At 42.2% G+C, this 13,755-nt stretch carries 6 protein-coding genes; 1 reads left to right on the top strand and 5 read right to left on the bottom strand.

Annotation, left to right across the window (positions count from 1 at the left end):
- Positions 1-5: 5 nt before the first annotated feature.
- The gene (locus H9Y05_RS13795; RefSeq protein WP_163491563.1) at positions 6-653 is read right to left on the bottom strand and encodes a hypothetical protein; all 648 of its coding nucleotides are present in this window, start codon (positions 651-653) and stop codon (positions 6-8) included.
- A 94-nt stretch (positions 654-747) separates the two neighbouring features.
- Positions 748-1,992 carry an MFS transporter gene (locus H9Y05_RS13790; protein WP_216714619.1) on the bottom strand — a complete coding sequence of 415 codons (1,245 nt, stop codon included), beginning with the start codon at positions 1,990-1,992 and terminating at the stop codon, positions 748-750.
- A gap of 397 nt (positions 1,993-2,389) precedes the next feature.
- On the opposite strand from H9Y05_RS13790, the gene H9Y05_RS13785 reads away from it, so the two are divergent.
- Positions 2,390-3,604 carry a 4-hydroxy-3-methylbut-2-enyl diphosphate reductase gene (locus H9Y05_RS13785; protein ID WP_216714618.1) on the top strand — a complete coding sequence of 405 codons (1,215 nt, stop codon included), beginning with the start codon at positions 2,390-2,392 and terminating at the stop codon, positions 3,602-3,604.
- Here the strand turns inward: H9Y05_RS13785 and ung are convergent, their stop codons facing one another.
- From ung to sov, 3 genes are all read right to left on the bottom strand, one after another.
- Complete coding sequence (gene ung / locus H9Y05_RS13780) at positions 3,605-4,279, bottom strand: uracil-DNA glycosylase (protein WP_163491566.1); 675 nt, start codon at positions 4,277-4,279, stop codon at positions 3,605-3,607.
- 81 nt (positions 4,280-4,360) lie between these two features.
- Complete coding sequence (locus tag H9Y05_RS13775) at positions 4,361-6,253, bottom strand: T9SS type A sorting domain-containing protein (RefSeq protein ID WP_216714617.1); 1,893 nt, start codon at positions 6,251-6,253, stop codon at positions 4,361-4,363.
- 129 nt (positions 6,254-6,382) lie between these two features.
- A complete protein-coding gene (gene sov / locus H9Y05_RS13770) occupies positions 6,383-13,732 on the bottom strand; it encodes a T9SS outer membrane translocon Sov/SprA (RefSeq protein WP_216714616.1) in 7,350 nt (2,449 codons plus the stop codon).
- Positions 13,733-13,755 lie beyond the last annotated feature (23 nt).

Here is a 13,755-nt window from a genome sequence, read left to right as displayed (position 1 = left end):
TTTGATTAATTGATTTCTTCGAAATCATCAAAGTGGTTATCGTCTTGTCTGTTATTGGTTTGTTGATTATTCTGAAATGCTCTTCCGGACAGCAACATCATAATGGAGTTGATTACTTTCACCAGAATATTTAACAGGAAAAAGAATCCGATGACTTTAAAGATAAAACCAAAAATAGGTGTGTCTTCAATGTTCAGGATACTGGATTGAAACCAAAGTGATACCGGGTTTTCAGCCCATTGCGGGTAGAACCAAAACAGCACGAATACGGCAAGGGACAAAACAATAACAGCAATTTCAGCCCGTACATTGAAACCAAAATCGGTTTGAAGCATTCCGTTTGTATACAGCTTAAAAAGTTGCTGCTTATTTCTGCGGTTTTGAAATTTCCCTACGAAATACATTAGTAAGATGATGCTCCCGAAGACCAGTTGACTGGTGACATCCAATCCTTTTATATTCTGGTCATAACAAATCAGAAAGGTCACATTGACCAGTAGCAGATACTGCACTGCTTTCAGAATATAAATTTCTGCCGTTTGACGCTGTCTTCCAATTGTCAATAACCGAATCCCGACGTGGATCAGGCCCCAAATGAAACCAAAGATGGCAAAAACCACCCCCAAACGAAAAATAAAGTTCAATAATTCCATACTACAAAAATGCTAAAACCGATCGAAACGGTTGTCATCTCCTTGTTAAAGTTACTAAATAAATACCGTTAACAACCTTTCACACTACCTTGTTTTATTCTGTATAGTCAAGATCCTTGTTGTGTGTTTCTGAAACGGTCAGCGTAGAATAGATTCCGAATCCGAACGACAGCACACCAACAACGACTGCCGCCCAAATCACCCCCACTGACGGTTTGAATGAATTGAACAGGAAGATCATCAGGATCAGCGCACCACGCACCATATTGGGAATGGTCGTAGCTGCCGTAGCCCGGATATTGGTTCCGAACTGCTCTGCTCCCATTGTCACAAACAACGCCCAGTAACCGGTTCCCAGACCCAGCCAGATACAGAAGAAATAATACATATTGACTGTTTTAGCCGCGCCAAAGAGCATTAGAATAATTCCAACGACCGTAAATAACATCATATAAAAAATAGCTTTTTTCCTGGATTGCAGCCAATTGCTGATAAAACCACTGGCAAAGTCGCCGACAGAAATCCCGACGTACGCCCACATGATTGCCTTGCCCGGGTCAATCTCTCCTACAATTCCCAACGCGGGACCAAACTGGTTGGCAAAAACAGCCAGGATTCCAATGCAGAACCAGGTAGGAAAACCTATGGATATACATTTCATGTACCGAACAAAACGGTCGTAATTGGTAAAAAAGGAAAAGAAATTCCCCTTAGCTACCGATTTGTTTTTTTCAATGCCTTTGTAAATGCCCGATTCTACAACTCCGATTCTCAGAATCAGCAACATGAGTCCCAAGGCACCTCCGATAAAATAAGAAACGGTCCAATCACTGGCCAGATCGGCTGTTAAACTCGCTACAACTGCTCCCATCAATCCAAAACCTGCAACAAGTGACGTTCCGATCGCCCGTAACTCTTTTGGCAAAGATTCCGAAACCAGGGTAATCCCAGCTCCCAATTCACCTGCCAACCCCAATCCTGCGACAAAGCGAAACAATGCATACGCATTCTGCTTTTCCATAAAATCAACGTGAGGTAACAATCCACAAGCAATATTTGCCAGTGAATACACTAAAATAGAACCGAATAAAACGGATAAACGCCCTTTTTTATCTCCGAAAATGCCCCAGAGAATTCCTCCGAGTAGCAAACCTGTCTTTTCCCAATTCAGAATCATCGTTCCATAGGCATCGACGTCCAATCCCATGCTGTGGAGACTTGGAATACGAACAATGGAAAACAACAATAAATCGTAGATATCGACAAAATAGCCTAATGCTGCAACAATGACCGGCAAACTAAATAAATAGTTTAATTTCTGTTTTCGAGTTAATTCCATGCTCCGAAGATACACAATCGATTGGAATATCTGTCCTTTAAGCAATTTCCCAGGTAACAGGCTACTCCGTTTTCATGGCAAACGTATTTACATTCAATTAAATTTTATCGTATTAATAATCAGATATTTAAAATTAATTATCATTTCTAATACAAATGATTCAATTTGTAACAAATTGACTTATAAGGTATAACTTTAAATGCGTTTAATTTGTTCTCGCCAAGACGCAATCAGAATCACCTCATACTTCGCGCCTTAGCGAGCTATTTTTATACGAATCATTAAAGAAATCAGCGTGATGGAGGATATAAAGAGTGAAAAATTTGCATGTATTTGCCCTGGTACTTCACTTCTCTATAGGGATTTTTTCAGTGAAATTAACTACCTTTGGTATGCAATGAAACGTTTTGACATTCCGGAATACTATCGTTCACCCATCATCAGCAAGGTAAAGGCAATACGGAAGGAACGGGATCCCCGAAAAAAGGATTTCGCCCCTACACTGCTGGATTTTGGCTCCATCAAATTTTACATTGCCCGTCATTTCGGTTTTTGCTACGGTGTAGAAAACGCCATCGAAATCGCTTACAGGGCTATCTATGAAAATCCCGGTAAACGCATTTTTTTACTCAGCCAGATGATTCACAACCCCGGAGTCAATAAAGATCTGTTAAGTCATGGATTGCAATTCATACAGGATACGAAAGGCAATCAATTAATTGCGTGGGAGGAACTCACGCCCGATGATGTTGTCATTATTCCTGCTTTCGGAACGACCATCGCAATCATGGAACGGCTGGCAGTCATCGGTGTAAACGTTGAACAATACGACACCACCTGTCCGTTTGTGGAGAAGGTTTGGAATCGATCTGAAAAATTAGGAGAAGATGGTCATACCGTCATCATTCATGGAAAATTCAACCATGAAGAAACGCGTGCTACATTCTCGCACAGCAGTTCATCTGCCCCGTCCTTGGTTGTCAAAAATATGGAAGAAGCAAAGATGTTGGGCGATTATATCCTGGGGAAAATTGACTGGGATGCGTTTGAGCACCTGTTTGGAAGCCGGTATTCAGAAGGATTTAATCCGGAAAAAGATCTGGAGAAAATCGGTGTGGTGAATCAAACAACGATGCTGGCAACCGAAACCCAGGAAATTGCGGATTATTTTCGCTCTGTAATGCGTCAAAAATACGGGGATTCTGCAATCAGAGAACACATCGCAGATACACGCGACACACTCTGTTATGCAACCAATGACAATCAATCGGCTGTCTACGGCTTGATGAATACAGAGGCCGATCTGGCAATTGTTGTAGGAGGATATAACAGTTCCAACACGACACACCTGGTAGAGTTGCTGGAGCAAAAATTTCCAACGTATTTTATCAAAGATGCAGCCGAACTTATTTCGGAGAATGAAATTCACGCGTTCAACATACATACCAAAAACGTAGAAACATCATTCGACTACATGTCTACGAACATTCCTGTCGTTGCCATTACTTCGGGTGCATCCTGCCCGGATGCGGTTGTCGATAACGTAATTCAGAAATTGCTTGCGCTGAAAGGTGGCTACAAAATGATCGACGAGGTAATTGCATCGATTTAGTTACCACACAATTGGTTTTTTCCCTGTTTTCAGCAAGTAATCATTTGCCTGACTAAAATGTTTGTTTCCGAACCACAATCCTTGATTGGCGCTCATCGGAGAAGGGTGCCCGGATTCCAATACAACATGCTTGGTGCGGTCAATATTTTTGCCTTTGTTTCTCGCATAACCTCCCCATAACATGAAAACAATCCCTTCATTCTCATCTGATATTTTCTGAATAACGGCGTCTGTGAACCGTTCCCATCCTTTCCCCTGGTGACTTTGTGGTGTTCCTTCACGCACTGTCAGAATTGAATTTAACAGGAGCACTCCCTGCTCCGCCCAACGGGAGAGATCTCCGTTTGCAGGTATTGGCTGCCCTAAATCTGTTTCAATTTCCTTAAAAATGTTGATCAGGCTTTTTGCAAATGGCCGTACATCAGGGTTAATGGAAAAACAAAGTCCGTTGGCATGGCCCCTGGTAGGATACGGATCCTGTCCCAGGATTACCACTTTCAACCGGTCAACCGGACACGCATCAAATGCTTTAAAAATATACGGTGCCGGAGGGAAAACAGATCCTTTATAATTTTTGTATTCTTCTTTTACAAATCCTGCCAGTTGTTGAAAATAGTCCTTCTCAAACTCATGTTGTAAAAGCAGCTTCCAACTCTCTTCTATCTTAACATCCATATCACAAAAATAGGCATTTAACCTAAACAAAAAAACCGCTGATTGCTCAGCGGTTTTTCAATTTATTTATTTGTACGAATCTTATCGAACAACTAATTTTCTTGTAACTGAAGCATCGTTAGACTTGATTACAACTGAATACATTCCGGAAGCATATCCTGCAGTATTCAAATCAGCTGTATTTGCTCCTGCTGCAACATTTGACAGAGAAACAGTTTCAACTACTTTACCTGTAATGTCCATTACTTCAACAGAAACGTTAGAAGCATTTGCCAGGTTAAACTCAACTGTAGCTTTATCTGTTGCAGGGTTAGGGAATACTGAAACACCGTTCAATACTTCGTTGTTGTCTACACCCAAAGACAGGTTGAAGTTCGCACGAACAACCGGAATTTGAGTAAATGTACCCCAAACATTTGAATGGTTTGTTCGGATCCAAGCCTGAGAAGTTGTTGTTGTACCACCTGTTGCCAATTCTACAGTACCTCCTGAAATTTGGATCAACATCAAGTATGTTTTTCCTGCTTCAAGCGTGTACCCTCCGATGAATGGAAGAGTTTGAATCGCGTTAACCTGTGCCAAGCTTGTTACTGTAAACATATCTGTTTCAGCCAAAGGCCCTAACCACACCTGGTCAATTGAAGATGCTTGTGTATCGTATTCATACAATTGTCCGTACACTTCTCCGTTGATTGCAGTACCTGTATAGAAACGGAAATCAATTCCATAAATTTCCTGATCAGCAACGATGTCAAAAGAGTTACCAATACCCTGAACGATAACCGGTGTACCACCTACAGATAAACTTGTTAACGGGAATTGTGCAAAAGGAGCACCTTTATCAACAGCGTAGATAAAATCTGTAACTGTAAACTGTGCATTTGGAATCGCGTTATTTCCTGGTTTGTCATCTGTTTCAGTCATTGTCAATGATTGAGCAACTGTATATGCACCCAAAGCAGCAGGTGTATATGTAGCTTCCAACGTATCTACCTGGTTTGCACCCAATGTAATTGCTGCTGACTGAGCTGTAGCAGCTCCTGAATTCACATCCAAATTCAACATTACATTTGTCAATGATTGAGAACCTTGGTTTTTAACTCCGGCTCTGAATACGATAGGTGCTACCTGTGTAAGTGGAATTTGAGAATACTGGTATGATTCAGTGTGGTGAAAACTATATGTTGAAACCAGGTCATAATCTGGTTTTGTAGAGATTTTCACATCATCAATTAACCAACCGTATGTTACCCACGCCCATGGATTTGTTCCTTCATTCGGAAATCCTGTCGTCCATCTGAAACGAATTTGAACTGTTGTAGGAGATGCAGCGATATAATCAGTAATATCTACCTCGATATAATCTGCAGCAGATTGTGATCCAAATCGTGTTTGTCCTTCTTTATCTCCGTTATCATAAATGGTTGTCCATGTATTACCATTTGTGCTTATTTGTACTTCGTGTACGTCGTTGAAAGTCGCCCCGTCTTGTTCGAATGACAAGATCGCGTTTCCGCTTCCCGCCAATGTCTGCACATCAATTACACCGGAAGTCAATGTATAAGTTACCCCCAATGCCGGATTTCCTGCGCTTGACTGTGTTGGTGTTTGTGTTCCGTTTGACAATTCAGCGAAATTTCCTCCGGAAGTTGAAGCAAATACTCCTGCTCCTGCTCCTGTCAACCACCAACCATTATAAGCTGCGTCTGTTGACCAACCGAATCCTGGGTTTGTTTGCCCGGAATTGTCCATTGTCCATGTTGACGCTCCTGTACTGGAAAGTCCAGGTCCGTACACCACTGTGTTAAAGTTGTCATGCCATACAACTTCACCTAATGCTTTTGCTTCACTTACCAAAGTTGGTTTTGAAGGTTTTGTGGTAATATCTTTGCTTAAGTTTTTCGCCTGCTGTTGAGCAAGTGAGATACTTGTTCCTGCAAACAAGACTACACCTAAAAGTAATTTATTTTTCATTCTTTATCTATTTATTTTTGTTTCCTACAAATTTAATCTTTTTCCAACACTTTTGCAATGTGATTTTTTTTTTAACAAATTGCGAAATAAAATCTCTCTTTTATTACGAATAATCACATCTTTTAAAGATTACTGAACTCCCGCAAGGTTGTACCGCAATTTGATTCCCGTACTCATGTTTCCTGTCGGATAAGATGTTGCGATCTTCGGTGTGTTGATTACCTGGTCGTAGTACAACTGGAGGATTAAGAATCTTCCGACATTGTAATCGATGGAACCTTTAATCGACATTACTTTCTGACCGGCTGTTGCCTGGTTTGTATTCTCAACCACTTTTCTGATTACTGTCAGGTTGTCGCGCAATGAGAAATCGATGCGCAGGTTCATGTCACTTGGCTTCAGGTTTTTGATCGGTAACCGTACCTGTGAGAATTTATATCCCGTACCAATTACATACGTTGTTCCCAATACTTCTGTAACTTGGTTATTATTCAGTGACAAGGTGGAACTTCTGTCTTTCGAGATTTCAAACTTCGTAATCAATCCTTGTTTTTTGATCAGCCACGTCGCGTCAAAACCGATTAACGGATTAAAGCGTTCCGACATCGTTACATTCTGCACCTGCATTCTCGTGATGTAATTGTTATTGATATCCAGGGCTGTCGGGTTACCGTTTCCGTCAAAAATTGCATTCAGGTTGGTCTGCATTCCAGAAATAGAAACGGTTGATGTGTATGCATGCTTAATTACAAACGTACGCACGTATTTCTTCATAAATTCCATTTTGGATAATCCGTTGTAATTGATTGCCCAGTTTGGCAGCGGAATGTTTTTAACCGGGTTGATGTTCTTATCGTTTACTTTCCTGTTTGTGTAAGACGTTAAAAATGCCCCGATCAATACGTCCTGCTGACTTCCGTTATATCCGGAATAATACCCCGAACCAAGCTGAGTCGCATTCGGATTTTGTGCTCCGACTAATCGAGATACTTCTTTTCTGTTGTCCAGTAATTTTTGGAACACATTGGAACTGTAGTTATCACCAAGTGCTGCAAATGCAGAACCGATCGAAACATTTGTATATATCACATCGGAAACATCAATCCGGCTCTGTCCTTCGTATGAATTAGTCGCCTGGTTCCAGCGGAAGAACTCTGTTGAGCTATTTTTATATGTTCTGTTAGCTGTCAGTTCAATTGATAAATCCTTTAATGGTTCCAAACCTGCACGAACAGTAATGTTTTGAACATGTGTGTTCGTATACTGTCTGTTGATATTTTCATTCTTGACCAGCCATCCGTTTTCTGCAGCTGTACGTGCAAAATCGAATCCGGTATCTTTCCCGGTAACACTGTATCGTTGTTTTCCGAACACAAATCCGCTCATCGGAGCTTCAAATTTCGAATCAAATCCTAAAATTCGTGTTTCCTGTGCATATCCCGGCAATAGTGTCCCATTGTTTTGCGTATACGTACCACCTACATTTCTCACAGACATTACCAAACGGGCAAAGAATCCGACAACGGGGTGTACTTTACCTTTTCGTTTCTTTGCACGCTCCACTTTTCGCTCCCATCGTTTGATGACCTTATCCCATTTTTTCTTTTCTTTTTCAGTCATGTCCTCTTCCGGTTTCGGTGGAACAGGTTTCGGGTATTTCTCTTCGATTGAAGGTTCTTTTTTAGGTTGTTTCGTCGATGAATTTTCCGGCTTCCCGCCATCTGTAGTCGCTTTTCCCCTGACTGTTGCTGTATTCCTCAACACGCTCCCATCTGCAAGAACTTTCTTGAAAAACGGAAGTTTGTTGTACAGGTTTGTAAAATTCAACTGTGTGTTTGCGTTGATTGTCCTGTTATTTTGAATGGTATGTCCAAACGTGTCTTGAGCCAAAGGAGCCCGCTGCCAGTTATAGGTTCCTCCATACATGATGGTTGCCGTTGTCCAGTCCAATGCCGGAATTTTATTCAAAGGCAATGTATAATTGATGTTGTAGTTATGGGTGTAATCAACCGTTTTTCCGAATGTTGACATTTGTGTACGGATTGAATCCTTAAACTGTCTATATAAATCAGGATTTTCTTTTCTGTCAACCTGACCGTCTGCTTCTTCAAATATAGCACGGTTGTTGGCTGTAAATGTCAGTTTTAAATTCTTGGTAATATCGTACCCCAGATTATATCCTCTGTTCCAGGTAAATCGCTTGATGTAAACCGGCTGAAACTCATAATCCGGAACAATATTGTTTTTCACCTGACGCTCGTTGTAGCTTCTCAGTACATCGTTCGAGAAGCTGAAATTCTTCGGCAGGTAATATAAATTCACATCGCGCACCAGGGCCAGCCACTTTGACTTTTTGAGCTTATCCTTTTTGAAAATATTTTTAAACGGCTCCCATGGTTTTGCCTGGAATGTATAGTTGTAATTCAGGTTTCCGGACCATATCCGCGTACGGTCGTACTTGATATTGAAATCGCGCTTTAAGTCTTCGGAATATGAATAAGAAGCCGACCAGTTGGCAATTCTCCAGAATGCCGGTTTCGCTCCCGGTGCCAGTTGTTTTCTGACATTCGTAAAGTTGTATGAGATGCGTTCTGTAAAATCCTGCCCTTCTCTCGCTCTTCTTCTTCGTTCCTCTCCACTGTACTCCGACAATTTAATATCCGGGTTATACGGATCGAATTCCGGGTTAATCACACCAATGGAATAACCAAAGAAGAATGGAAGTGATAATCCGAATTTTTTACCGAAAAATTGTCCCAATTGCCAATTGGAGTTAAAATTCGCATTGATCCGCTGATCCCGCTGACGCTCCTGAACACGACTGTCAACAGCCCCCCAGTTATAGCCAGAATAACTTCCGGATGCAGAGATATTAAAGAAATCAGCACCCTGAATCTGCATTTGGGCAATGGCAGCAGAACCACCTTCTGACACGAAATCCGTCAATCGCAATTCATTTACCCAAATGATACCGCAATGTGCCATTCCGTCATCCTGCCATGGATTAGCGGGATTATTTTTCGGATTTCGAACCCCGATCATAATGCTCTTGATTCCCTGTAAGTTCGGATTTCCTTTCACGCGAATACGCTTGTTTCCGTAATTCGGATCCGGTTCACTGTATTCGAGGTTATAAGAAAGTGTAGAACTTCCCCCTGTAATCAGGTTGTTTCTCTTTTGTTTGAGTTTGGTAAAATCTTCGAATACGATTTCAATGTTGTTTGCTTCCGGCCACACGTCTGTATCCAAAGAAGCCTGAGCTGCTGTAACCGTTAACGGAACCTCGTATTCGTAATAATTCTCTGTAAAATCTGTTCCCAACCGAACAAATACAGTTAAGTCTTCATTATCCAGCGGAACCTGACCAACCATTGATTCAGCATGAACAAATAATTTCATCTTCTTGTACCCACGCACATCAAACGTTACATTCTTGTATGCAGCTCTTGCGTCTCCGTCTTGTAAACCACACACTTCCAATGTCAATGATTGCTCATTCATCTGACGTTGTACCTGCTGTGAAGGATCTATTTCCCGTTGGATACCCGGAGGGATAATGTATTTGATCGGTGATCTGTCTGAATTCTCCTGGATGTTGACAGCACCGATATCAAAACTGGTCAGGTTCGGGTCGGTAACGACTCCTTCACCCGGCTGACTCAAATCCTGTAAATACCTTCTCCATTCTCCTCGGATCAACTCCAGTTTTGCAAAACGCAACAATACCTCCTCGTCAAAGTCTTTCAGGAACATCCGCATAAACCGTATTGAACGAAAATCTACGATCCCGTTTATACGTGAAGAAAAGTCACGAATCGGAATTTTAAACTGATACCAATATTCTGTAACACCATTTCCCTTTTTAAATTCTTGTTTATTGGTAATGTAATTCGTTCCTACCACCATGTTCTGAGGACGCAGACTGATCTTATATTGGAAATAATTTTCTGTTTCTTGTAGGTTGTTGTCCTGGTTGATATCTTCCCGATCCGGGTCCAGACGCGGGCCAACAGTACTGTAACCGTTAACATTCATCGTGTCGTACATTTCCGGAGTCGGGGAGTTTCCTTCCATTCCGTTGTACTTTTTGTATCGTTGCAACACTCCTAATTGTTGCTCATCATACTTGTCATCCAGGTAGTAATTGTAGTCATCTGACGAAGGATCGGCAATCATTCGTGCTTTTGCAGCCGGGGACAACGTTGAGTTTCCATTTACCCAGGCCAGGTAATTCGCGAATTGAACCTGCTCACTGGCATTGCTGAATCCATCTAAACCGACATCCTGGTTGATCCGTGCCTGTGGGTTGTTATCAAATGCATTGACCGTTACCTGCGCATTCGGAATTTGTGCCCAGTCCGTAGTGTCCATATCATTCTTTCCCGGACTATTGCTTGGAGACAATCCATTTTCGTAACTTTTGCGCGAATCGGGCAAAATATCTTCTGAAATATTTCCCAGGTTGAAATACAAATCCCCTCCAGTCATCAATGTATTCGGATTTGCATCTTCTGCATCCTGATTAAACGGATCCAATACCCAGAATTGGATGTATTCAATGTTTGCCAGCTCAAAATCGGTAGTCGTCATGGCACGCATGATTCCTCCCCATCGATCCTGTGGATTGGTAAACAACCCGTCTGCGTCTACAAATCCCGTTGTATCGTAGTTATACATTCCCCTTTCTTTCGGGTAATAAGCGACTTCCAGCAACTGTAAGTTCGGTATCGCTCCATATTGTTGTTGTTGCAACGGAAATACGTCCTTATAGATTACATTTCTCGTTCGACTATCAGAATTGACCGTCGGATCATTTGCAATGTGCTGAGGTGTGTTCGAATTTTGATTATAGAAAATGTTGTCAATCCGGTACCAGGCAATTTTTGAACGATTGAAGGTTTTTGTGAGTCCCAAACCTGCTGCTTCCGGGAATAAACTCGGTTGTCCCAGTGGAACAGAAGCCATGTACCAGGCATTCAAGCTGGTCAGGTCGATTGTACTTTGCGAACCTTCAAAATCATCGACATAAGAAATCCCGGAACTACTGATCGCCCTCGGTTGCCCGGGGATTAAGTGAGCAAATTCCCCTGAAAACGTAAGGATTGATTTTTCTTTGGTTGAAATAACCGGTAGTTTATCAATCAGCTTCGTAAGGAAAGGAAGTTCTGTCCGGTATTGAACATCAAACCCGATAATATTGTTTTTATACGGTTCATTACCAATATCTATCTTTTGGGTTACCGGGCGTTCCATCATCCGCATCCATGTGGCACCGACGTTAAAATCCTGGCTGAACCGGTGGGCGACACGTGCTCCGAATAATGATTTTGACTGGAATCCGAATGCGGAATTACTCTCAACTGAAACTTTGATTTCCTGATTGGAAGCAAGAAGACCTTCGTTCAAGATGCGCACGCGTCCCAAGTTGTAATCAACAGTATAATCCGTTCCTTCGGTCAATTTAACACCTCCTGCGGTAACAGAAACGGCTCCTTCCGGAACGTTGAGTGAGTTCAGTGGAATATCCCCCGTCACAGAAGATTGATATTCTCCGCGGAACAGGAAGCGGTTTTTTGAAGGAATCTGCTGCGCAGCGGTTTTTGTTGAATCGTATAATTCTGTATATGCAAGCCGGTCGATGGTTGTCTGGGGAATATTCGCGTCTGCTAATTTCTGCGCCAATAGCTTTCCAAATGGTTCAATCGTTGAAAAATATACGCGTCCGTTTCTGGGGTTAATGGTTCCCCCGTTTTCAAAACGACTTCCGCTTTGCGTCATCGGAACATAGTCGAATACCCCATCAGAAAAAGGTTGCCCCATCTGGTTGAGCTTATCCATTTCCAGCAAGGTCACAATTTGCCGGTCGTCCAGTCCGTCCTGAGGGAAGAAAGGAATGTACAATGAGTTTTCAGGATTGTTGTACAAGATATCCAGACGAAACCCGACCTGGTCTACCTGGTAGGCACCTAACGAGTAAACGTTTTTCATCATCAGATCCCACAATTTGTTAGTGGGGTTGGTCATCGTCGGCTTCAACAATTTCAAAATCAAGGCGTCCGTACCTTCAACTCCATCTGTTGACAATTCCCCCACACGGTAAGTCTGTCCCTTGTATGTATATTCATATCCCACGGCCAACACTTCATCGTTGTTGAGCGGAATATTCAATGAGATAAATCCGAGCTGGGCATTGTAGGTAAATTCTGCGTCATTTAATTTCTTCGCACTTTCTACCTTTTCATAATGGATGGATTGTGTAAACGGACCCGGAGCAACTACCTGTGTTGCCAATGTTGCTACCGCGCCCGAAAAACTACGGATCCCCGGCTGTTCCGAAGCCCATTTATACAAGCCGTTCATGCTGTTATCAGGCAGCGGATTAGGTCCGGGGATTGTCGGATACCCGCCCGGTGTCCCTTCGACGTTTTCAACAAGTCCTTCACCCAAGTCTGTAAATGCGATAATGTTTCTCGTATTCTCCGTCGTATTGGTCCGGTTGGTTATCCAAACTTCAATCCGTGAGATATTGATTCCTGAATTAACGATCGGCAATGCTTTCATTGCTTCATCGTAGTTATTCCGGTGATAAAAGTTCAGGAAATAGTGACGGTTCGCTTCATACTGGTCTGCCGAAACTTCAAAAGTTTGTTTTTGGGCTCCTCCCTGCACTTTGATTTCTTTTCGTTGTCCTTTTGATGAAGCTGCAATCAAATCAACTGTTGTCCGTCCGAATTTCAGTTTGGTACTTGCACCAAATAGTGTTTTGGAACTTGGAATCAATGTTGTGGGAAGATCGAGCGAGACATTTCCCAACGCGATACTCTGGACAATCTGGTCTTCATCTCCGTTGTATTCTAATTTTGTAACGTTATCAAATTCGAAGTTGGCCTGTGTGTTGTAGCTCATTCCCAGTTTCATCCGGGTACCGATCTGTCCGACCACACTAAAGTTGATATTCTGGTTGAAGTCAAAACGTGTAATTCGTCTCTGTTTAACGGGAAGAAGCGGATTGTCATAACGGGATGAATTGACTCCGAGTCCTATTTCTACCGTTCCCTGCGGTTTGATTGTAATCTGGTCTGAACCAAAGAAACTTTTAAATAATTTATTATCGATTTTTATCGGAAGGGCAAATGGCTGACTGTCTGCCGTCTGCTGATCAATGCGGTCTTTCCAGTTGTCCTGGATTGATTTTTTCCGTTCATATTCCAGGTATTCTTCCAGTGTCATCATAGAAGGCGGACGGTAGTCCATTCCTGAAGCACCGATTGTTTCTTTGAAGATGTATGATCCTGTGGCAGGGTCATAGACGATCGTCTGTTGAACAGAAGACGGATCTCCCAGGTCAAAGCTGTTTTGCTGCGTCTGAGTAGGGTCAAATGTAGGAGGAATCGGATAGCGCAATGTATCCTGAGCATTCAAATTTGATAATACAAGTACAAACTGAATCAAGAAAATGATTCTTACAGCTTTTCCCATAAGTAGATAATGTGCCTTCTTTT

The sequence above is a fragment of the Taishania pollutisoli genome (assembly GCF_014518315.1).
Taxonomy (GTDB): Bacteria; Bacteroidota; Bacteroidia; order Flavobacteriales_D; family Crocinitomicaceae; genus Taishania; species Taishania pollutisoli.
Note: the sequence above shows the minus strand (reverse complement) of the source record. Positions and strands in the feature narration are given on the sequence as shown.

Coding starts and splice junctions, on each gene's coding strand:
- H9Y05_RS13795 (WP_163491563.1), bottom strand. CDS start 653: ATGGAATTATTGAACTTTATTTTTCGTTTGGGGGTGGTTTTTGCCATC.
- H9Y05_RS13790 (WP_216714619.1), bottom strand. CDS start 1,992: ATGGAATTAACTCGAAAACAGAAATTAAACTATTTATTTAGTTTGCCG.
- H9Y05_RS13785 (WP_216714618.1), top strand. CDS start 2,390: ATGAAACGTTTTGACATTCCGGAATACTATCGTTCACCCATCATCAGC.
- ung (WP_163491566.1), bottom strand. CDS start 4,279: ATGGATGTTAAGATAGAAGAGAGTTGGAAGCTGCTTTTACAACATGAG.
- H9Y05_RS13775 (WP_216714617.1), bottom strand. CDS start 6,253: ATGAAAAATAAATTACTTTTAGGTGTAGTCTTGTTTGCAGGAACAAGT.
- sov (WP_216714616.1), bottom strand. CDS start 13,732: ATGGGAAAAGCTGTAAGAATCATTTTCTTGATTCAGTTTGTACTTGTA.